Origin of the sequence: Clostridium sp. Cult1, assembly GCF_021655095.1 — a bacterium.
GTDB lineage: Bacteria > Bacillota > Clostridia > Tissierellales > Tepidimicrobiaceae > Schnuerera.
This window is the reverse complement of sequence record NZ_PPXW01000001.1, coordinates 1118428-1141852: the sequence shown is the minus strand read 5'-3', so window position 1 is coordinate 1141852 and position 23425 is coordinate 1118428. Positions and strand designations below refer to the sequence as shown.

21 protein-coding genes and 1 tRNA gene are annotated in these 23425 nt (G+C 30.6%); 20 read left to right on the top strand and 2 right to left on the bottom strand.

Translation table 11 applies throughout. The features are described from left to right. The first annotated feature begins 4 nt into the window (after positions 1-4). The 7 genes from dnaB to C3E89_RS05560 all read left to right on the top strand — a co-directional run bounded on the left by dnaB (position 5) and on the right by C3E89_RS05560 (position 8046). Positions 5-1342 carry a replicative DNA helicase gene (gene dnaB, locus C3E89_RS05590; RefSeq protein ID WP_236913443.1) on the top strand — a complete coding sequence of 446 codons (1338 nt, stop codon included), beginning with the start codon at positions 5-7 and terminating at the stop codon, positions 1340-1342. Between the two features lie 70 nt (positions 1343-1412). Then, the gene (locus tag C3E89_RS05585) at positions 1413-2618 is read left to right on the top strand and encodes an FprA family A-type flavoprotein (RefSeq protein WP_236911486.1); all 1206 of its coding nucleotides are present in this window, start codon (positions 1413-1415) and stop codon (positions 2616-2618) included. Between the two features lie 77 nt (positions 2619-2695). Then, positions 2696-3337 carry a GNAT family N-acetyltransferase gene (locus C3E89_RS05580; RefSeq protein WP_236911485.1) on the top strand — a complete coding sequence of 214 codons (642 nt, stop codon included), beginning with the start codon at positions 2696-2698 and terminating at the stop codon, positions 3335-3337. Then, the gene (locus C3E89_RS05575; RefSeq protein WP_236911484.1) at positions 3294-4502 is read left to right on the top strand and encodes an HD-GYP domain-containing protein; all 1209 of its coding nucleotides are present in this window, start codon (positions 3294-3296) and stop codon (positions 4500-4502) included. The genes C3E89_RS05580 and C3E89_RS05575 overlap by 44 nt, the downstream gene beginning before the upstream one ends. Before the next feature lie 10 nt (positions 4503-4512). Then, entirely contained in the window at positions 4513-5607 is a 1095-nt protein-coding gene (locus C3E89_RS05570; protein WP_236911483.1) for a DnaD domain-containing protein, read from the top strand. Then, the gene (locus C3E89_RS05565) at positions 5607-6602 is read left to right on the top strand and encodes an ATP-binding protein (RefSeq protein ID WP_236911482.1); all 996 of its coding nucleotides are present in this window, start codon (positions 5607-5609) and stop codon (positions 6600-6602) included. The genes C3E89_RS05570 and C3E89_RS05565 overlap by 1 nt, the downstream gene beginning before the upstream one ends. A 172-nt stretch (positions 6603-6774) precedes the next feature. Next, positions 6775-8046, top strand: coding sequence for a YeeE/YedE family protein (locus tag C3E89_RS05560; protein ID WP_236911481.1), 1272 nt, complete (start codon positions 6775-6777; stop codon positions 8044-8046). Between the two features lie 39 nt (positions 8047-8085). Here C3E89_RS05560 and C3E89_RS05555 read toward each other — a convergent pair whose 3' ends face one another. Continuing rightward, a complete protein-coding gene (locus tag C3E89_RS05555) occupies positions 8086-8979 on the bottom strand; it encodes a LysR family transcriptional regulator (protein WP_236911480.1) in 894 nt (297 codons plus the stop codon). A gap of 305 nt (positions 8980-9284) precedes the next feature. On the opposite strand from C3E89_RS05555, the gene C3E89_RS05550 reads away from it, so the two are divergent. Both C3E89_RS05550 and C3E89_RS05545 read left to right on the top strand, forming a co-directional pair. Beyond that, the gene (locus C3E89_RS05550) at positions 9285-10994 is read left to right on the top strand and encodes an FAD-dependent oxidoreductase (protein WP_236911479.1); all 1710 of its coding nucleotides are present in this window, start codon (positions 9285-9287) and stop codon (positions 10992-10994) included. Between the two features lie 97 nt (positions 10995-11091). Next, positions 11092-12438 carry an APC family permease gene (locus tag C3E89_RS05545; RefSeq protein ID WP_236911478.1) on the top strand — a complete coding sequence of 449 codons (1347 nt, stop codon included), beginning with the start codon at positions 11092-11094 and terminating at the stop codon, positions 12436-12438. A 42-nt stretch (positions 12439-12480) separates the two neighbouring features. On the opposite strand, the gene C3E89_RS05540 is transcribed toward C3E89_RS05545, so the two are convergent. Continuing rightward, positions 12481-12555 (bottom strand) — tRNA-Glu (locus C3E89_RS05540). Positions 12556-12662: 107 nt separating this feature from the next. On the opposite strand from C3E89_RS05540, the gene C3E89_RS05535 reads away from it, so the two are divergent. The 11 genes from C3E89_RS05535 (at position 12663) to C3E89_RS05485 (ending at position 23419) form a co-directional block, all read left to right on the top strand. Next, positions 12663-13187, top strand: a complete 525-nt coding sequence (locus C3E89_RS05535) for a transcription repressor NadR (protein ID WP_236911477.1) — start codon at positions 12663-12665, stop codon at positions 13185-13187. A gap of 67 nt (positions 13188-13254) precedes the next feature. Further along, positions 13255-14295, top strand: coding sequence for a PTS transporter subunit IIC (locus C3E89_RS05530; protein ID WP_442870589.1), 1041 nt, complete (start codon positions 13255-13257; stop codon positions 14293-14295). A gap of 494 nt (positions 14296-14789) precedes the next feature. Continuing rightward, the gene (locus tag C3E89_RS05525) at positions 14790-15473 is read left to right on the top strand and encodes a hypothetical protein (protein WP_236911476.1); all 684 of its coding nucleotides are present in this window, start codon (positions 14790-14792) and stop codon (positions 15471-15473) included. A 137-nt stretch (positions 15474-15610) separates the two neighbouring features. Continuing rightward, positions 15611-16501, top strand: a complete 891-nt coding sequence (locus C3E89_RS05520) for a radical SAM/SPASM domain-containing protein (protein WP_236911475.1) — start codon at positions 15611-15613, stop codon at positions 16499-16501. Between the two features lie 26 nt (positions 16502-16527). Further along, complete coding sequence (locus tag C3E89_RS05515) at positions 16528-17514, top strand: radical SAM protein (RefSeq protein WP_236911474.1); 987 nt, start codon at positions 16528-16530, stop codon at positions 17512-17514. A 2-nt stretch (positions 17515-17516) separates the two neighbouring features. Beyond that, the gene (locus tag C3E89_RS05510; protein ID WP_236911473.1) at positions 17517-18431 is read left to right on the top strand and encodes a radical SAM protein; all 915 of its coding nucleotides are present in this window, start codon (positions 17517-17519) and stop codon (positions 18429-18431) included. Positions 18432-18456: 25 nt separating this feature from the next. Continuing rightward, the gene (locus C3E89_RS05505; RefSeq protein WP_236911472.1) at positions 18457-19353 is read left to right on the top strand and encodes a radical SAM protein; all 897 of its coding nucleotides are present in this window, start codon (positions 18457-18459) and stop codon (positions 19351-19353) included. A gap of 14 nt (positions 19354-19367) precedes the next feature. Further along, positions 19368-20609, top strand: a complete 1242-nt coding sequence (locus C3E89_RS05500) for a DUF6365 family protein (protein WP_236911471.1) — start codon at positions 19368-19370, stop codon at positions 20607-20609. 79 nt (positions 20610-20688) lie between these two features. After that, entirely contained in the window at positions 20689-22362 is a 1674-nt protein-coding gene (locus tag C3E89_RS05495) for a B12-binding domain-containing radical SAM protein (RefSeq protein WP_236911470.1), read from the top strand. Positions 22363-22456: 94 nt separating this feature from the next. Then, complete coding sequence (locus C3E89_RS05490; RefSeq protein WP_236911469.1) at positions 22457-22774, top strand: Os1348 family NHLP clan protein; 318 nt, start codon at positions 22457-22459, stop codon at positions 22772-22774. A gap of 9 nt (positions 22775-22783) precedes the next feature. Beyond that, positions 22784-23419, top strand: coding sequence for a hypothetical protein (locus tag C3E89_RS05485; protein WP_236911468.1), 636 nt, complete (start codon positions 22784-22786; stop codon positions 23417-23419). Positions 23420-23425 lie beyond the last annotated feature (6 nt).

Here is a 23425-nt window from a genome sequence, read left to right as displayed (position 1 = left end):
TTAAATAGAAGCATATGCATTGGGAAAAATCCCACCTCATAGTTTAGAAGCAGAACAATCGGTTTTAGGAGCTATGATATTAAATAAAGAAGCTATAAATACAGCAATAGAGCAGCTTCATCCTGATGATTTTTATAAAGAGGCAAATAAAGAAATTTTTCAAGCTATAATAGAATTATTCAATAGGAATGAGCCGGTAGATATTATTACTTTATCAGAAGAACTAAGGAAAAGAGGTACCTTAGAAAGTTTAGGAGGAGTTACCTACCTTGCTGAATTATCAGGAGGAGTGGCTATAACTTCAAATGTAAAATACTATTGCGATATAGTAGAGGAAAAGTCCATACTGAGACGGTTGATAAAGTCCTGTGATGATATAATGGCAAAGAGCTATGAAGGTAGCGAAGAAGTTAATAGTATCATTGAAGAAGCAGAAAAAAACATATTTGATATTACACAAGGCCGCCATAGAGAGGGGTTTGCCCCCATAAAACAAGTGTTATTAGACAGTTTTACAAAGATTGAGGAAATGGCAGCCCATCAGGGTGAATTAACGGGACTTACTACTGGGTTTATTGATATAGACCAGAAATTATCTGGAATGCAAAGTTCAGATCTTATACTTTTGGCAGCAAGACCTTCCATGGGAAAAACTGCCTTAGGAATAAATATAGCCACCAATTCAGCTATTAAAGCAGATGCCAGTGTAGCTATATTTTCTTTAGAAATGTCTAAAGAACAATTAGTTCAAAGAATGATAAGCTCAGTATCCCATGTAGACCTACAAAAGATAATTAGTGGAAAATTAGATGAAGATGAATGGATTAGAATAATAGATGCCATGGGTCCTTTGTCCCAAGCTAAAATATTTATAGATGATACTGCCGGAATATCATTAACAGAGATGAAGGCAAAATGTAGAAGGTTAAAAATTGAAAAAGGCCTAGATTTAGTTGTTATAGACTATTTGCAGCTGATGCAGTCTGATGGTAGACAAGAAAATAGACAACAAGAGATTTCTGCTATATCCAGAGGACTTAAAGCTTTGGCAAAGGAAATGGATTGTCCTGTAATAGCCTTGTCACAACTTTCCCGTGCACCAGAGCTCCGTTCTGACCATAGGCCTATTCTTTCAGACTTAAGGGAATCTGGAGCTATAGAGCAAGATGCTGACGTAGTACTTTTCCTATATAGGGATGAATACTACCATGAAGATTCGGATAAGAAAAATATTGGAGAAGTAATAATTGCAAAGCATAGAAATGGGCCAACTGGAATTGTAGAGCTAGTGTGGAAAAAAGAATTTACTAAATTCTTAAACAAGGAGAATATAAGGGGATAGTTAATTAACAGTAAGTTTGGGTAAATATACTACTACAAGAATTATACTGAGTAGTAGGGAGGTTTATTATATGGACGACAAGATTTTAACTATAAATGATAGTGTAAAATGGGTCGGCATATTGGATCCGGGCTTAATAACCTTTGACGTAGTTATGGAAACAAAATATGGTACCACTTACAATTCCTATTTTATTGATGCAGATAAAAAAACTATTATAGAAACATCTAAAGAGCCTTTTAAAGAAGTATATTTAGACAAAATAAAAAGGGTAGTAGATTTTGAGGACATAGAGTATATAGTTTTAAACCATACAGAACCAGATCATTCAGGTAATTTAACTCATTTATTAGATCTAGCAATTAATGCTACAGTAGTTGGAAGTAGGTCTGCTATAAACTTCTTAAAAAATATGGTAGATAAGGAATTTAAGTATATGATAGTTTCCCATGGAGATAAATTAAACCTTGGGAACAAAACCCTTAAATTCATATCTGCTCCATTTTTACACTGGCCGGACACTATGTTTACCTATCTTGAAGAAGACAACATATTATTTACATGTGATGTATTTGGATGTCACTATTGTGACGAAAGAATGTTTGATGATATAGTAGATAATTTTGATGACGCTTTTGAATACTATTTTAGAGTAATACTAAAGCCCTTTAGTAACTATATGTTAGAAGCAATAGACAAAATAAAGGACTTAGATATTAAAACTATTTGTCCAGGCCATGGGCCTATATTACGTTCCAATTGGCAAAAATATGTAGACTGGTCTAAAAAAATGGCAGAAGATACAGAAGAAAGGGCTGAGAAACATAAAGTATTTATGCCCTATGTATCCGCCTATGGAAATACTGGGAAAATAGGAGAAAAGATAGCAGAAGGTATAAAGATGGCAGGAGATATTGATGTAGAACTAATGGATATAGAGTTAGTTGATGTAAGTAGTTTAGAAGAAAAGATAGATAAAAGCACTGCTATAATAATTGGCTCTCCAACTATTAACCAAAATACTTTAAGACCAATATACGATTTATTCGCAGTAATAAATCCTATTAGAAATAGGGGTAAATTAGCAGGAGCTTACGGTTCCTATGGATGGAGCGGAGAAGCCGTAAAAATTATACAAGAAAACCTTAAAAATTTAAAATTGAAAGTATATGATAATGGTTTAAAGTGTTGCTTTATACCTTTTGAGGATTCCTTCAATGAGGCTATAGAATATGGAAAAGCCTTTGGGGAAAAATTATTAGAAAATAGTAGATAAAAAATATACTTCGAAGAAGATTAACCTTCTTCGAAGTATTAATTTCTCACACTTACAAATGGAAAGAGGAGTTTTATATGGAGATAATAGGGAAAAGGATAAAAATGGCTCCTTTAAAATTGGAGGATGTCTATTTCATGAGAATTTGGGGGACCCACGACAATCCTTTACTTTCTGACTATAATCTACCTTTTATAAGTGATGAAGAATTAACAGAATGGTATTACTATAAAACAGGAGATAAAAGCAGAAGGTACTATGGTGTATTCAATGAAGAAAATAGGTTTATCGGTTATATGGGTATTAAAAATATAAGGAGAATTTGGAAAGATGCAGTATTAGGAATAGTCTTCGATCCTAATTATGTAAACCAGGGTTATGGTACTGAAGCAATTACTACCTTTTTAGATTATTATTTTAAAGAAATGAAAATGAGAAAGTTGTTCTTAGAGGTAGCTCAATTTAATAAAAGGGCTTTACGATGTTATGAAAAAAGTGGATTTAAAATAATAGATAGATATTTAGATGAATTTTTTGATCAAAGAATCGATTTTAGGGATCCTTACTTCGTATCTGAAAAATCTTCTTTTGTAATAAAAAGGGGAAAGGTATATAATTATATTTACAAAATGAAGATAGATAAGAATACATATATAAAAATGGGGGAAAAAATAGATGGAGCAAAGGTTAAAGATAAAACTAGGACAATTATTGACTAGTTTGTCGTTTGCATTAGATGTAGCAGAAAATAGATATTTTAACCATTCTAGGAGGACCGCTTATATTGCTTATTGCATAGCTAAGGAGATGAATCTAAATGAAGATGATATAATTGATATATATTATACAGCTCTTATCCATGATATAGGTATGGCAGGTCATCTATCAAGTCACAGTGTAAGGGAAATTCATTTTCATGAGGATTTAAAAAAGGAGCATTGTATTAATGGTTATAAAATACTAGAAAAATTGCCATTGAAGGATAGAATAAAAGAATACATATTATATCACCATGAGGAATGGGAAGGAACAGGCCCCTTTGGGTTACAAGGTGATGAGATTCCTTTAGCTGCTCAAATAATCCATTTAGCAGATTATTTTGAACTATTTTTCCTAAGGAAAGTTGAAGACGAGATACAATTTAAGAACCTAGACAGTATACATAGATGGTTAAATATATATATAAACAAAATGTTTAGTAATGAAATATGTGAGGCTTTTTCCACCGTTTTATTAAAAGAGAAATTTTGGTTTGATCTAGTATCAACTAATACAGAGAAAGCAATTCAAATAATCGAACCAGGTAAAGATGTATTTATAGATATAGATGATTTACATAAAATATCAGAGGCTTTTTCTATGCTAATAGATGCTAAAAGTAAATTTACTTGTGAGCACTCAAAACAAATTTCTATCATTACTGGTAATTTTGCTACCTATTTAGGATATAATCCTTTAATGATAGAAAAATTAACTATTGCAGCAAATTTACACGATATTGGAAAATTTGTTGTCCCTTTAAATATACTAGAAAAACCAAGCAAATTAAATTTATCTGAATTTGAAATAATTAAATCCCATGTTTATTATACAAAACTAATATTGAAACAAATAAAAGGCTTAGAGGATATAGCAGAATGGGCTGGCAACCATCATGAAAAGCTAAATGGAAAAGGCTATCCTGAAAAGCTAGACGAAAGAACTTTGACCAAAGAGGATCAAATTATAACTTTGGCAGATATCTATCAAGCTTTAACGGAAGATAGACCTTATAGGAAGGGAATGAAACCAAAGGATGCTATATCCATAATGGAAGATATGGCCCATAGGGGAGAAATTTGTAATAATATGTTGTCCGATTTTAAACAGGTAGTATTATATTAGGGGTGGAAAGATGGATTTTATAATTGAAACTACGGATATTGATTTAGGGGATACACCTATTGAAAATATATTTATAAATGATTTTATGCCTATGGCCAATGGTACCTATGTAAAGGTATATTTATTAGGTTATAAATATGCCTATGATAAAGATAATAAAATTGAAGTAGACAATAAAACTATAGCTAAACATTTAGATATACCATTGTCCGATGTATTAAATGCATGGGATTTCTGGGAAAACAAGGGGATAATCGAAAAAATATGGATAGATAAAGATAGTAAGTTCGATTATAAGGTTAAATTTTTAAATTTAAAACAATTATATATAAAGAACAACTATAAACCAATAACAATGGGAGAAGAGATAGCCACAAAATCCTATACCTGTTCAGTTGAGGATTTAGTAGATGCTAATCAAATACCTGCTATAAATGAAATGTTTAATCAAATCGATTATATTATGAGAAGACAGTTAGTACCTAATGAAAAGCAAAAAGTGTTAGAATGGATATATAACTATAATATGAATCCAGACATAATAGTAAAAGCATTTTTTTATGGGGTAGAAAAAAAAGGCAAACGAAACATTAATTATATAGGAGGTATAATTAGAAACTGGTATGATCAAGGAATAACTAATGTAGAAGCTTTACAAGAGCATTTTAAGGAGACAAATCAAAAATATTCTAGATACGAACAGGTTATGAAATATTTAGGATATGGAAACAGATTACCTAGTGTAGGGGAAATGAAAGTTATAGATAAATGGTTTGAAGATTATAAGTTTACTATGGAAATAGTACTTAGAGGGTGTGAAAACTCTAAAAAGACTTCTAATCCTAGTATTAATTATATAGATGGAATCTTGACCTCCTGGCACCATAAAGGAATCAAAACTGTTGATGAAATAGAAGAAAAGGATAAGCCTTTGGAAAAGAAAGAACAAAGATATTATAAAACGGATAAAAGGCCAAGATCAACAAAAACTAAGTTTCATAATTTTGAACAGAGAACCTCTAATTATACTGCCGAACAATTAGAGGAGATTGCACGAAGAAAGCGAGAAGAATATTATTTTAAAACAAAAGGAGAAAGTAAGTGATGTATAATCAAATATTAAGGGATATTTTAATGGAGTATGAAAAGAAAAGGGATAGAGCAGTTTATGAACAGAAAATCAGGACTCAAAGGGTTTATAAAAAGGTTCCTCAGATAAGAAAAATAGATAGAGCTATATTAGAAACTGGGTTACTCATGTCTAAGGCAGTAATTGAAAATCCTGAGAACTATGAAGAAAATATTAAAAAAGTAAAAAAAGAAATAGAGAAATTAAAAATGGAAAAAGCTTATCTCCTTACGGAGAACAATATTCCTTTAGATTATCTAGACACTTACTATGAATGTGGCCAATGTAATGATACAGGTTATCTACCCAATGGAGATAAATGTAACTGTTTGAAACAAGCTCTTATTAGTCGTGCTTATAAAATGTCCAATATTGAGAATGTATTAAAGAAAGAAAATTTCCAGACTTTTAATATAAATATCTTTCCAGATGAGCCAATAGAAGATGAAACCATGACACCCAGGGAAAATATAGCAAATATTACCAGTATATGTGAAGGATTTGTTAGTAATTTTGATGAAAACAATGAGGAAAATTTACTATTCTATGGTTCTACCGGATTAGGAAAAACCTTTATGTGCAATTGTATCGCAAAAGCTTTATTAGATAAAAATAAAATTGTAATATACCAAACTGCTTTCAAAATACTAGAGATTATCGAAAAACGAAGATTTGGCAGAGAAATAGATAGATTTAATCATTGGGAATATGATTTATTATTTCAGGCAGATCTTTTAATTATAGATGATTTAGGAACTGAATTATCTAATGCCTTTACAAATGCAGAAATATTTAATATTGTAAATACAAGGTTAATAAATAATACTAAAACCATTATTTCTACCAATTTAACTCCAAAAGAAATTTCTGAGATATATACAGATAGGGTATTTTCTAGAATATTAGAAAGGTTTATACCTTTAAGATTTTTTGGACCAGATTTAAGATATTATAGGTGGGAAGCCAAGTAGAAGCGTCTATTGATTTCAATAGGCGTTTTTTTATTATAAAAGAATCTTATTATGTATAATTGTTATTTATTATACATGGTTCTATGGGCATGTTAGAATATAAACGAATGGATATTATTTTAACAATAAATTACAAATTAAAGGCTTATGCCAATTAAAAGGGGGATTATTGATGAAAAAGAGTCAGATATTTATCGGCATTTTAGTCTTAGTATTAATGATTATTTTTGGAGTTTATCAGTACTCAAAGAGTAGCAACCTAGCCTTATTTTTAATCACAGGGTTAGCATTAGGTTACATATTTACTAGATCTAGATATGGATTTGCAGGGGGTGTTAAAAAGCTCTACCTTACAGGAGATGGATCTTTGACAAAAGCATTATTGTTAATGTTTGCTCTTTCTATGATAGCTACTGCTGGAATTCATTTTGGAGCAGCTCAAGATGGTGCAGTCCCGGCATTTAAGGCAGCGGAGGGTGATGTAGTAATACCAGGCACTGGGTTTGTTAGAGTTGCAAGTCTTTCCACAATTATCGGAGGAATTTTATTTGGAATAGGAATGATATTTGGAGGTGGTTGTGCTTCAGGTACTTTGACCGACTCGGGAGAAGGTGAAGGAAGGGGTTGGATTGTATTACTATTTTTCTGCATTGGAGGAATCTTTGGGACAGCTATGGATTCATGGTGGAAAGAAAGCCTTTTTTCCAAAGTTGGAGTTAGAATATACTTACCAGATGTTTTTGGATATGTGGGAACTGTTGTAGTTTCTTTATTATTATTACTAATAATTTATATAATTACTAATAAGTATGAAGATAAGAGAAAAAAGGAAGGAACTCAAATAAAAGAAGTTTATGAAAATTGGCAAAAGCCTCTTCCACAACCTGAAGAGTATAAATTTTTTAGCAAGGAAACCTATCATAAATTATTTGTGGAAAGATGGTCCTTCTATACAGGGGCAGTTTTGACAGCTTTAATATTTGTATTTATTATTAATACAACGGGAACAAGTTGGGGAGTTTCTGGCCCATATACATTGTGGGGTGTATGGCTTTTTCATAAAATAGGAATAGATTTTGGATCTATTTCTGGGTTTAAGGGAATTGTGGATACAGTAAATAATGGACTTTTAAATCATCCAGTTACAATAAGAAATATAGGTATGATATTTGGCTCTGCTATAGCATTATTGCTAGCTGGTAATTTTAAATTCAATTTTAAAATGAAACTAAAAGATGTAGCTTTTTATGCTTTAGGTGGTTTATTAATGGGATATGGAGCCAAAGTAGCTGGAGGTTGTAATGCTGGCGCCCTTTACTCAGGTTTAAGCAATTTTTCTCTTTCAGGTTGGTTTTTCTTGGTAGCTATGACCATAGGAGGAATTATTGGATCTAAAATATTTAAGAAAGTATTTATGAAATTAGAAAAAGAAATAGAAGCTTAAATATATAAAAGATGGTGATAATCACCATCTTTTATATATTTAATAACAGAAGCATCTTTTGCTAGAAGTGATAAATTTCTTAAATATCTTTTCGTAGCCTGTAAATTCATAGTTTTTCCTATAAGCTAAATAATAGCTAAACTTTGAATCAAAATCTTTAATATTGATTTTTTTTAAATTACCTCTTCTTAAATCTTGCTTTACTACAATATTAGGTAAAAAAGCAAAACCTTTTCCAGAAGAAACTGCAGATTTAATAGATTCTGGAGAGTTAAAAGATAGAACAATATTTAAATTATCGATATCTATTAAATGTTTTGCTAATATATTAGATAATAAAAACCTATTAGTTGAGTTTTCTTCCCTTAGGATTAAGGGGATATCCATCATATCATCTATAGTTATATTGTCAAAATCTGTTTTAGGACCTCCTACTAGTACTAGTTCATCAGAATGTATCGGGATAGTAGCAATACTTTCAAAAACATAAGAACCAGTAATTATACCTATATTAGCTTCATGAGATAATAATTTTTCTATAACTGTAGTAGAATTATATACTTCTAAGCGAACATTTACATCTGTATATATTTCTTTAAAAGTATACAGGCTACAAGGTAGTACATACTCTCCTAAACTTTTACAAGCTACAATAAAAAGGGTTTTCTTTGTTTTTTCTAAATCCTTTATGGATTTTTTAATATTTTTTTGTATGGAAAGCATGGTAGTAGCATGTTCAAATACTATCTTTCCTTCTTCAGTAAGCTCTACCCCTTTATTACTTCTTGTTAATAGTTGAGCCCCTACCTCATCTTCTAGATTTTGGATTTGCATACTTAACCCTGGTTGGGTAAGGTGTAGCTGCTTTGCTGCTTTAGATATGCTGTTACATTTTACAGTAACATAAAAGGATTTTAAATAATCTAAGTTCATTATTTTCCCACCCCAATATTATTTTTTAAGTGTAAGATTATGGGAGAAATTAGTATATAAAAAAAGGTTATCATGTATAATGACTATTTATTAGATAAAATGCTATTTATGCATTAATATATAAAGTAAGTTAATTAAATATCTAACTATTTAATAAGCTTATAAAGTAGGCTTGTATATATTATATCATATATTAAAATAAAGTTTTAAATATTCAATAAATATTTAAAATACAAGACAAAATATTTTAGCGTTTAACCAATTTAAGTTATTAGTAAAATGTAAAGATTAAGGGGGAATTTTATATGGTAAAAAAACCTAAGAGAGTTTTAGTAATTGGCGGTGTAGCAGGTGGTGCTTCTGCAGCAGCTAGGATTCGGAGACTAGATGAAGAATGTGAAATAATAATGTTTGAAAGAGGACCTCATGTATCCTTTTCAAATTGTGCATTACCTTTCCATTTAAGTGGTTTAATTAAGGACCATGAAGATTTAGTTTTAATGAAACCAGACGACTTCTATAATCAGTACAGAATTGATGCAAGAGTATATAATGAAGTTATTGATATCGATAGACAAAATAAGGAAGTAAAGGTAAGAAATATAGTAACAGGGGAGGAATATACTGAGTCTTATGATAAGCTTATTCTTTCTCCAGGAGCAAATCCTATAGTTCCACCTTTTGAAGGAATGGATGAAGTAAATGTATTCACCATTAGAAATGTAGTGGACATAGCTAAATTGAATGTATTTATAAAAGAAAACCATTCTAATGATGTGACGGTAATAGGTGGAGGATTTATTGGAATCGAAGCAGCGGAAAATTTAAAGTTGGCTGGATATAATGTAACTATTGTTGAAGCTATGCCTCAAATAATGAGACCTTTTGACTATGATATGGTGCAGATATTACATAAAGAATTAATAGATAACGGAATAGAATTAATAGTTAACGATAAGGTTGAAAGGTTTGAAAAAGATACTGTTGTCTTAGAATCGGGTAGAAAAATTCATGCTGAAGCAGTAGTAATGGCTATAGGTGTAAGTCCAGAAACTACTTTAGCCAAAAAAGCTGGTTTAGAATTAGGGAAAACTGGTGCCATAGCTGTGAATCAAAACTTTAGAACTTCTGACCCTGATATATACGCTGTAGGAGATGCTATTGAAGTATACAATAGGCTTCTTCATACCCAAAGTAAATTAGCTTTAGCAGGGCCTGCCCAAAAGCAGGCTAGGGCAGCAGCAGACCATATCTACGGAAGACCGGTAAACAATACAGGGGTAATAGGATCTTCTGTAATAAAGGTATTCAATTATAATGGTGCATCTACTGGTTTAACAGAAGGTTTGATTAAAGCTACTAATATGCAGATAGATTATGATACGGTAATGATAATACCAAATGATAAGGTAGGTATAATGCCAGATAGCGAACCTTTACATTTCAAACTCATATTTGAAGTTCCTACAGGAAGAGTATTAGGGGCTCAGGCCATAGGCAAAGGTAATGTAGATAAGAGGATAGATGTTATTGCTACCTTAATAAAGTTTAACGGTACCTTAGAAGATTTAAAGGATTTAGAACTATGCTATGCACCACCATTTGGAACTGCTAGAGATGTGGTAAATTTTGCAGCACTAGTGGGTTTAAATATACTTCATAGCTGTTTTAAACAAGTTCATGTAGATGAAGTAAGGGATCTTGTAGAAAGTGGAGCTTATATAATAGATGTAAGAGAAAAAGAAGAGTTTGAAAAAGGACATATAATTAATGCTGTAAACATACCTTTAGGTGAAATAAGAGATAGGATAGATGAAATTCCAAAAGATAGGCCTGTTTATTTACACTGTAGATCAGGGCAAAGGTCCTATAATGCAGTTATGGCATTGCAACATCTAGGTTTTGACAATGTATATAATGTATCAGGAAGCTTTATGGGCTTATCTTTCTTTGAATATTATAATGATAAAGTAACGGGAAGGAAACCAATAGTGACTGAATATAATTTTGAATAATTTAGAGTATATAATGATAACCTTTGTTAAAGGCTATGCAGAAATATTTAATATTTCTGCATAACCTATTTTATCAAATGGAAAAGGTGAAATAAAAATGAAATCAAATTTGAGTAAATTAGATGTGTTCTCAATAGTTTTAGGTTCTATAATTGGTTGGGGTTCTTTTATGTTGCCTGGAACTAAGTTTTTGAAAGAGGCAGGAGTAATAAATACAACTATAGGACTAATCTTAGGTGCATTGTTTATAATAATAATCCAAAGTTCCTATCATATTATGCTAGAAAATCATAATGATGAAGGAGGAGAATTTTCCTTCACTTATAAATACTGTGGTAGAAATCATGGATTTATAGTTGGCTGGTTTTTGTTATTGGCTTATCTAACTATAATCCCCCTAAATGGCACTGCTTTTCCACTAGTAATAAGAAAAATATTTGGAGATATTTTTCAATTTGGATATTTGTATAGTATCGCAGGATATGAAGTTTATATTGGAGAAGTTCTTATATCTAGTCTAATAGTCATATTATTTTCCTATATCAATATTAAGGGAATAAAGGAATCTGCAAGAGTACAAAATATAATTGCTCTAACCTTGGTTTCACTAGTATTTATTGTATTTATTGCCATGTTTATAAAGGTAGATAGGGCAAATTTCTTAAGGAATTATATATATGATTATAAATTTAATTTAGGAGAAGTATTAAAAATATTTGCTATAACTCCATTTGCTTTTGTAGGATTTGATAATATACCTCAGATTTGTAAAGAATTCAATTTTGGTGCTAAAAAAGCTTCCTTGATAGCAATAGCATCTGTATCTATTGGAAGCCTAATATATTCTATACTCAATATGACTACAGGTTTAGTCTATTCTCCAGAAGAAGCAGTTAATCTTGATTGGGCATTAGGTGCAGGGGTTTTAACTGTTTTAGGCAGGATCGGATTTCTTTTACTAGTCATAGCCTTAACAGCAGCAGTAACATCAGGTATTAATGGTTTTATGATATCTACTAGCAAATTAATGGGTGCTATATCTAATCACCATATGGTACCTAAAAAATATGCCTATGTAAATAAAAATGGTGTATTTAAAAATGCAATTCTATTTGCAACAGTTATAAGTTTGATAGCTCCTTGGTTTGGGAGAGAAGTTATCCTATGGATAGTGGATATGTCTTCCTTAGGAGCAGCCATAGCTTACTTTTATGTATGTTTCATAGCTTTTAGACTTGGTAAAACTAGATTTAAAAGGGCAATGTCCTTACTAGGTATAGTAGCTTCCTTATTAACAGTAGCACTATTGTTAGTACCCACATCTCCTGCGGCTTTAGGTGCAGAGTCAAGGATTGCCTTAATTCTTTGGGTAGCCTTAGGAATTATTTTCTACATGAAGGTAATTTCTGGATATAAAGTCGAATCCTCTAAGGACAGTATATAATTTCAATAAAAAAGCTGTAGAATATTCTACAGCTTTTTCTTATGGTGACCCTACCGGGACTCGAACCCGGGTTACCGCCGTGAAAGGGCGGTGTCTTAACCGCTTGACCATAGGGCCATTATTTAGGACAAGTCGAATTTTATTTTACTATATAAAATAGGGTTTGTCAACCTTTTATGGTAAAATAATAGTATGACTATATACACTAGGGAAGGAGAATATTAATGGATGCAGGACAAAGAAGAGAAAAAATTCTAAACAAACTAAATAAAAGCATAAAACCTGTAAAGGGTACAGAACTTTCTAAAGAGTTTAATGTGAGTAGACAAGTAATAGTTCAGGATATTGCCTTATTAAGAGCTAGAGGAGAAGATATACTAGCTACACCTCAGGGATATATAATACCTAGAGCTTATAAAGAGAATAAGCTGACTAAAAAAATAGTATGTAAACACGAAGGTTATGATGAAATAGAAGATGAATTGAAAACTATAGTGGATTTAGGCGGTAAAATAGTAGATGTAATAGTAGAACATCCTTTATATGGAGAAATAAAAAGTCCTCTGGAAATTAGTTCTAGATTAGATTTAAAGGAATTTATGGATAATATAAGAAAGACAAAAGCAGAACCTTTATCCTCCCTTACTGAAGGTATCCACATTCATACTATAGAAGTAGATGATGAAAAGAGTTTGGAAAAAATAAGAAAAGCTCTTATTAAGAAAAAATACTTGATAAATGGAGACTAAGGTGATATATTTGTATAGTAAGCTGACAAGACAGGAGTCTTTACAGTGTATATAAAATGGAAAAGGAGTGGCTAGATTGGAAAACAAAAAAACAGAAGTAAAAGGGAGAATTAAAAATTATTTTGTTAAAATATTTAATGGAATGGCTTTAGGTCTTTTTTCTTCTTTATTAATTGGTCTTATAATAAAACAATTAGGTACTCTTTTGAATATTGAATTGATGGTTCGTTTTGGTCAAATTGCCCAAATGCTTATGGGACCAGCTATTGGAGCAGGCGTTGCATATAGTGTAGGTGCTCCACCCTTAGCTATATTTGCTTCTGTTGTAACTGGAGCTATTGGAGCAGGAACAGTTACCTTTCAAGAGGGTGTTGCAATGGTAAAGGTTGGGGAACCAGTTGGTGCTCTAGTTGCTTCTCTTATAGGAGCTGAGTTTTCAAAAATAATTAAAGGCAAGACTAAGGTAGATATCGTTTTGGTACCATTGGCGACTATTTTAGTTGGAGGGCTAGCAGGAAACTATATAGGACCCGTTATGAGCTCTTTTATGACTATAATAGGAAGCGTCATTAATAGAGCTACTGAATTACATCCTTTCCCTATGGGTATAATCGTATCTGTATTAATGGGTATAATTTTGACATTACCGATTAGTAGTGCAGCTTTAGCCATTTCTTTAGGACTTAGTGGTTTAGCTGCAGGGGCAAGTACTGTTGGCTGTTCTGCTCAGATGATAGGTTTTGCAATTTCTTCTTTTAGAGAGAATGGATTTGGTGGATTTATTGCACAAGGAATAGGGACTTCCATGCTACAAATTTCAAATATTATTAAGAATCCTAAGATATGGATACCCCCTATTATAACCTCTGCTATTCTTGGCCCTGTTTCCACAATTCTTTTTAAAATGGAAAGTAATATGATTGGGGCAGGAATGGGGACTAGTGGCCTTGTAGGTCAGTTTGCAACCATAGAGGTAATGGGTTCAGGAGGGAAAGTTTTAATTGGAGTACTTTTACTCCATTTTGTTTTGCCTGGAATTTTATCTTTTACAATATCAGAATGGATGAGAAAAGCTGGACATATAAAAGAAGGAGATATGAAATTATAAATTATAATTAAATGTTATAAATTTTTATAGACGGGTATATAGTAGTTAGTCAAAAAAATTATATTTTTGGCAATCTCCCACAAAAGACAAAATTATAATAAACAAAAGATAAGGCTAAAGTAAAATAGCACTAACATTAGATAATGTTAGTGCTATTTTACTTAGTTTCACCTTGATTTTAATCTTTTATCTAATTTTGTAAACATTGTTCTATATTCTGCCTTAATTCCTACTAAAGTACTAATTATCATATTAGATTCCCTTGAAATTTCAATTAGTTAAGGACTTTTCAATATAAGATACTGTTCTATAGTTTTCAATTCAATAAATCCGCTTCTATAATGTATTTTACAGTTTTTTAATTGAATCTTTAAGATGAATAAAATAATTGGAACTTAAAATACAGAGTATTGACTCATCCAAAAAAATAGGATATAATACTACAAAGTAAATATATTTACTTTTAATAAATATAATGAAATAATTTCAAGGGGGTGCAAAGGGTAGAATTTTTAAACGATTTACATATAAATATTGTACAAGCAATTAATATGGTTATGAAGCTTCCTGAAAGACAAATTCATTTTTTTGAAGAAATTAGAAAAAGAAATATAGAAAAACCAAAGGATTATGAATTGATGCTTTCTTATGGTTTTCTAAGATATTATGAAATTACCCATATCATTCAGGGGGAAGATTTAGCAAATACAGGTATACTTGATGTAGTTAAAATCTATGATGAAATATTAGAGATTAGACCAAACGATTGGTTTGTCCGTTTATTAAAAATCTTGTTATATATTAAGTTGCCACAAAAGATGAGAAAAGAAGAGGATTTTAAAACTACGATTAGGTGGATGCTAGAAGCACAAAGTAAATCGATTAAAAAGGAATCATATTTTATATTGCCCTATATCTATTATTCGGAATATTGGTACGAAAAAAAAGATATGGCTCTTGCCAAAAAGTATTTGGACGATGGATTAAAACAAGTGCCACTAAAACCAATTAATTATCTTTATTTCAACCCTCACATCTTTATACCAATAAAAGAATTCTATTATTGCCTTTATAGATCTGAAGATTTTGAATTAGCCAAATCAATTAAGACAATCAGTTCCATATACTTTCCATTAGAATCAAAAGCCATGAACCAGTTTAGTAATTCTATATTATAAATTTTATGCAAACTTAAATACTCTAAAAATTTAGTTAACTACAATATACTAGAATATTTGATATTGATAAAATCCATAGGATTTATTTATGGAAATGAAGATGTTACTTTTTTATGAAATGGAAGGAAGGATATTAAATGAGAATTCGCCAGGCATTAAAAAACATACCTAAGGTTCTATCTATAGAGGTTACTACGAGATGTAATCTGGACTGTGTCTATTGTACGAGAAAGGCTCAACAAGTTGGGAATATAGATATATCAGAGGAGTTAATACAACAGATTGATAAGGAGATTGACAAATTCGATAGAATTATTATTTGTGGTATTGGTGAAAGTTTTTTATATCCGGAGATTTATAAAATAATTGAAGAGTTTAAAGAACAGAAGTTTTGTATAGTTACTAATGGTACGGTACCCATTGATTTTGAAAAACTAAACAAGAATTATAATGTCGAAATGCTGATATTCTCCGTAGATGCTATTGATAAAGAAAAAATAAATAGAATAAGCAGAAATTATAATTTTGGAAATTTAATTAAGAACTTTGAAGAATATGAACTCTATTATAGAAAAACAAGGAGAAGGATTCAACGGGTACTAAACTGTACATTGAATGAATACAATACCTGCCAGGTTCTTAAATTAGTTGGTTTTGCTGCTCGGTATAAATTTGACACTATTCACTTTTCACTGCCAAGGGGAAAAGAGGCATATATTAAGGAAAACCAGGAGGAATTAAAAGACATTCTTTCAATGGCATCAAAAAAAGCCACTGAAAATGGTATATATTTTGTTGATCCTTTTGAAACATGTTGTATCTATTTAAAATGGATTACTCCCTATATTTCTATAAATGGCGATATCTTTCCATGTTCTGAAACCTTATATACTAATAAGAAACTAGGAAATCTATTTAATCAAAAATTTAGTGAAATTTGGACCTCTAATGAATATAAAGAATTTCAAACTGGTGCAGCTTGTGTAGATTGTAAATTCCTTTCAAATTGTAGATTAGAATTTAGTTAATAAATATAAAGGGAAGGAGATTTTCTATGTTAGAGAATTCAAAGGGGTTTAGTAAGGGGCTAAGTCAAAATGAACTTATGAAAATAATAACTTCTAGCGTTTACATAAGTATTACAAACAGATGTAATGCTGCTTGTCGCCACTGTATCGTAATGAATGATGATATAGATCTAATTGATGCAGATTATGAAGATGTAATTAACTGGATTGAGCAATTAAATGATTCTGGCATTAAAGCTGTGCATTTGGTTGGTGGAGAACCATTTATTGTAAGGAAAGAACTCAACTCCTATGTAAGAAAACTAGGGGAGTTAGGGATGTATGCAGGTGTCGTTACCAATGGTTTATGGGCAAAAACCGTTGAAGAAGGAATTGCTGTATTAGAAGAGATGCCTGATTTAATGGGATTGATTATTAGCTCTGATAAATATCATTTAGAGTATATTGATGCACAAATAGTAAAAAATGCTATAGAAGCAGGCCTAGCTACTGGTAAGTTTGTTAATGTCAATGTAACCTATGTGGAAAGTGAAGAAGTTAAAGTAATTAATGAATTATATAAAGAGTATCGTAATAGGATTTTAATACATCCTGTAAAGGCTATGCCTTTTGATGGGGAGGATTCAAAAAAGATAAAGCGTTCCAAGCTTTTCAAAAATCCACGGCGAATTGCAAATTATTGTGGAATAGGGAATTACTTTATAGATGTTGATGGGAAAATGGATGCCTGTTGTCAAGCTGCCCGTTCCAAAGAAACTCAATATCTTCATTTAGGAAATATAAATGAAGAAAGACTATCGGACATGCTTAAGAAGTTTAAAGAAAAAGAAGTATATAAGTATATTCATAAATACGGACCTAAGGGTATAGCCCAATTATTCTTAGAAAGTCCATATGCTAAAGAATTAAAAGAAAGGGAGTTTACCAGTGATTGTGAAATATGCTGTGAACTGTTGGATAACCCTAGTATGTACGACTATTTCATAACCCAGGTAATGAAAAGGGTTGACTGATTATGAATAATTCTAAATATAATAAGGGATTTATTGAAAAATATATTGAACCAGTTAGGAAGATTGCCAGCAATATGCCTCAAACTGTTTCAATAGAAGTAACTACCCGTTGTCAATTAGATTGTACTTATTGTACCAGGGATAAGAATAATCCAAAAGATTTAACTCTTGAAAATTTAGATAGATTATTAGAACACCTAAAGGGGATCAAAAAAATTGTAATATGTGGTATGGGGGAATCCTTCTGTTTTCCAAATCTTTATGAAGCAATCTTCAAACTAAAGTCATTCAAAATATCCATAATTACCAATGGAGCCGTTCCTATTAACTATGACAAATTAAATCGTGAAGGAAATGTAGAATTATTAGTTTTTTCAATAGATGCCACAACAGAAGAAAAAATGGAATCTATTTGTAGATCTTATAATTTTAAAGTTTTAGAAAATAATATAACAAATTTAAGAAAATATCCCAATATAATAGGAATAATCAATACAACTATAAATGAAAGTAATATAGATGAAATTCCCAAACTAGTTGAGCTGGCATGGAAATACAATTTACAGGCAGTAAATTATGAACTACCAATTGGAGATGAAGAATTTGTTTTAAAAAATAAAAGTTTAATAAGAAAACGAATAAGACAAGCAGCTGAATCTGCTAAAAAATATAATATAATTTTTAACAATTTTTATCGTCTAAACTGCAATGCAAATGGTAGTATAATTCCTAATATTAGAATTAATGGAGATATGTTCTCCTGTTGTAATGGCATGAATCAAAACAAAAAGATAGGTAATATCTATGAGAAATATTTTGATGATATCTGGAGGGATAGGGCAGTATCATTACTCCATAGCCAAGATTTTTGTTTAGAATGCAAGCTTACCAAAAATTTAATGAGCATAGTTGAATAAATACTAAAAAGAGGAGATTTGAAAAATGAAGGCAATAAGTGTACATTTAACGGATCAGTGCAACAACTCCTGTATCTTTTGTGTAGTAAATTCCCATAAGGATAGACGGGAAGGAGTAAATAAAAAGGTTTTATATAAATTTTTAGAGGAAAATTCAAACAAGGGGTACGAATCTGTCAATATTCATGGTGGTGAAGCAACTGTACTAGAGGATTTTGAAGAAATTCTTATAAAAATTAAAGAACTAGGCTATAAAGAAGTAAGCCTACAGACAAATGGCCGAAAACTAGCTGATTACCAATATGCTAAGAGATTGTATGATTATGGTGTAAAATTATTTGTAATATCTTTACATGGGAAGGATGAGACACAACATGATTTTGTGACACAAGAGCCAGGTAGTTTCAATGAAACCATAGAAGGTATTCGAAATGTAAAATCCCTTGGTGGGAAGGTTCGTACTAATACCGTTGTTTATAAAGGGAATGTAGATAGTTTAGTTGATATTGCCCGATTAATTATAAAATGTGAAGTTGACCATATAAATATTTCTGCCATGCATCCAGTAGGTAAGGCATATCAAAATTTCCATAGGGTAACTCCACAATATTCAGCTATTATGCCTGAAGTTTTTAGGATGGTAGATGAATGTGTTGCTATGAATAAGATAGTTACTTTAGAAGGATTTCCACCTTGTATGGTTAAGGGATATGAAAAGTATCAGATACAATGGGATGATATCCATTTTAAGTTACTTTTTCATAATTTCATTATTGAAGATTATGCAGATTTTATGGAAGAAGAAACTAAGCGTCAAGGAGATGTGTGTAAGGCTTGTATATATAGAAAGACCTGCGGTGGTGTTTATAAGGAGTATCTTGAATTTTATGGTTGGGATGAATTTTATGCTATTGGGGATTAAAAGGAGTAAAGTTTATGGTTATACTTTTTATAGTCACTAGCTTTTGGGCATATGGAGAGATTACTATTGCATGTGAATTTGCTCTTCGTGTAAAAAATGCTGGATATAAACCATATTTTTTAATTCCACCTTCTCATGACAATATAATTAAAAGGTATGGATTCAACTATACTACATTAATACCAAGGCATGGGAAAATAAATAGGATATTACTAGTAGATTTAGAGCACAGATTAAATCCGCAATTAATAATATTGGCTGACTTTTTAAATTACAATTTTTGTGAGAGGCACTATGGATTAACACCTGAAGATTTATCCATCTTCTCAGGCAAGCTTGGGACTTTTGATAACTTTGATTGGGCAATTACATCAAATAAGATGGATACATATGGATTTAAAGCAAAAAAGTTTGGAGAAATAGATATTAGGCGATATGGATTTAGCCTATGTCCTTGCCCTATTGTTAATCCAAAGAATGGAATACGTGAAAATACTTATCATTATAGCCTAACTAATAATTTATTACCCTACAAAGAAGATGCTACAGATAAATGGAAACAAAAACTTGGATTACCAACTAACAAAAAGCTAATTTTATTTACCCATGCTACTTGGCAAGAATCCTATAAACAGTATCCAGATGTTGATGCTTTTGTTAAAGCCAGCAATAAGGTTTTCTATTATGTAATGAAACAACTAGCTAAAGATCATACCGTATTGTGTATTGGAGCTAAAGGTTATTTTTCCCAACTAGAAGAAGATGAGATTATGTATAAAGAACCATTATTACCAGAAATTTTTGATCAACATTTACTTGCTACAGATCTTTTTATATCAAGAAATATTGTGTCAACTTCCTTAGCTAGAGCAGTTTTATCAGGAATACCATCTGTTAATTTTGAGAACTCTATTTATTTTTCAAAAAAAAGACCTTTAAGCATGGAAAAAATACCATTTGAACTTACAGGTTATACAAAAAATATAATTGGAAAGCTAGACAGAAGTTATCCCTATAGGATGTTTCCAGTGGGGTGGTATAAGTTTTTATCACCAGTAATTAAGAATAATCCATATGTAAACACATTTATTTCTATTGAGCAGTTTGATACCATAATAGCAGTTGAAACAATTAACCGGTTAGTAGAAAACCAATCTATAAGAGATTCATTAAAGCAAAAAACATTAGAATATAGAGATATGATAAGTGAGTTACCTAATGTTGAAAAAATAATTGAAGATTTAATATTAAAATGAAATCTAATAGAATTTATGAATGTAATTTCCTTATATTATTATAGTGGTTATATATGGATTAAGTAAGGAGGTTTTACGATTGATAAAAAAAGTAACGTTTTTATTAGCACCTAGTGAAAAGGGAATTCAATTTGAAAATTATACATATCTTCCACCATTAAGTTTAGGTACCCTAGGGGGATATCTGAAGCAAAAGGGTTTTGATGTCCAGTTATATGATCTAAATATCAACTCTTTCCATGCCTATAAGGAGCCAAAAGATAAATTTAATTTTATATATCATAAAGATATAATTTTGTCCTATATTAATGGAGATACCCATTCAGAAATAGAGCAGTTTGCTGAATATATTTTAAGAGAAATTTCATTTGACGATTCTAATATAGTTGGTATCTCATGTGGTGCAGATTTTTCTTTTTTCCAGCTTCATAGTGCTTTTATAATAGGCAAGTATATTGAAAGAAAATACAATATACCCGTTGTTATAGGTGGTAATAATATAAGTTATATAACAATTTTTAAAGATACCTTTAAGGAACTTATTGAAACAGTACTTAATAATTTTAAATATGTAATAAAGGGACCTGGTGCAGTAGTTATGGAAGAATTGATTCATATATTAAACAAGACAAGCAATAAATCTATTTATGATTTAAATGGTTTAATTTATATAAAGAATGGAGAAATTTATGAAAATCCAGAACAAGAACCATGTGTTATTAGGCCTAATTGGTTAAATTTAAATATGGAACCATACTACTCATTCATAAAAAGGTCCAATGATGATACTAAGAAAGATTTGAATTCTGAAAAAGAAAACGACATACATTTGTTTAAATGGCCTTTCTATCTAAGTCAATATGTTAACAATGTAAGAAAGAAACAAAACAACCCTGAATATACAACAAAATTAGTATTACCATATATTTTTAATTATCGTTGTCCATATGCATGTGCCTTTTGTTCAGAAAGCGATGAAGTTAGAAAAAAGGTGATCATAGGGGATGTTAATAAGGTAATAGAAGATATTTCTTATCTAATGGAGAAGTATGATACCAACTATTTTTATTTTTTTAATAACGCAACTAATGCTTCTGGTAAATTCATAGACGAATTTTGTAAACAGATAATTAATAAAAATATTAATATTAAATGGTCAGATTGTGCTCGCTTTAACAATATGACTTTTGAAAGGTTAAAACTCATAAAAGAGGCAGGCTGCCGTAAACTTGTTTTTGGTTTTGAAACAGCCAGCCAAAAACTAATTGATTTAGTGGATAAAAAGATTGATCTTTCCCATGGAGAACAGGTTATGAAATGGTGTAATGAGCTTGGAATTTTAGTTGATTTGGAAGTAATAATAGGATTACCTCAAGAACGGGATGAAGACTTTGAAGCAACTATTAAATATATAAATAAAAATAAGGAATATATTAATTATATGACAATAAATGAATTTTTTGTTGTACCCAATAGTAAGATTGGACGTTATCCAAAAAATTATGGAATCGAGTTAGTTCCGACTCTAATTACTTATGATAAGATGCTTAAAAGAAATTTGAACAATTTTATATCTTCAAAATCTAGCTATCAAGGAAATTTTAAAATATATAAATATAATGAGATCAATGGAAGAAATTACAGGGAAGTTGCAGAAAAAAACAGAATATATCTAAAGAAAATCAATGGTTTACAAAATAAAGAATTTGATGAAGTTGAGTATGTTTACAGAATTATAGAGGGACTATTCTAAATAAGTGGAAGGAGGGAAGTCATAGGGAGTTTATTGATATAACTAAAAGCTAAATTAAATTAACCAATAAAAATAAGAAAAGGGGATGTTAATTATGTCAAAAGAAAAAAATTTAAAAGGAATGAATGAAAATAATTCTGAAATAAAAATGGTAATATTAAGACTTTTATCAGATGCAGATTTTAAGGAAGAATTAATAGAAGACCCAGATAAGGCATTAGAAGGCTATGAGTTAAGCGAAGTTCAAAAAATACTAATTAAATCTCTAAGCCCTGAGGATATAGAAAATTTAACTCCTGAAAACATAGAAGAATACTTCTCAGCAGATGCAGCAGTTTATACACCTGATGAGACCGTTGATTTAGATGAATATGATACCTTCGAAGATGATGATTTTTTTGATGAAGAATAGGTGGTTTCAATGAGGTATATTACTAAAAAAGACGAGGAATTAATCAAAACCATCAATTTAATGATTAATATGCCCATAGATGTTGAAAAAAATTTCAAGCAACTTAAAGATTATTATGACAAAAATCCTAATGATCCTGATGCTGCCTTCAGTTTTGGTTTTTATAATTTTTTGGTGACTTCTAAAATTGTTGATTCTAATATTAGTGCAGAGAAAATAGAATTAATTATTGATGCTTATAACCATGCGCTTAAAGTTGAGCCTGGTTTCTGGCTGGTTAAAATGTTCAAATCCATACTTTTGTTAGCCTTACCAGAGATTATGCAAGATGAGAATGAACTAGTAAAGACTCTAGAAGATATGATTAATTCCCAAAATACAGCAAAGGAAAAAAAACCATATTTTATAGTGCCCTATATTATCTATGCTGACTATAAATTTTCTAGAAATGATCCAAAGAAAGCCCTGGCTTTAATTGAAGAAGCTGAGAAAAATGCAATACAAGAATCGGTAAATTTTAGATATTTAAATGATTATTTTAGAAAACCATTAAAAGATTTTTCAAATCGCTTAATGAGATCTGGTGAGGATTTGGCAGCGACAAAGGTTAAGACATTGAACCATATATGTTTTCCAATACAATAAAATTTA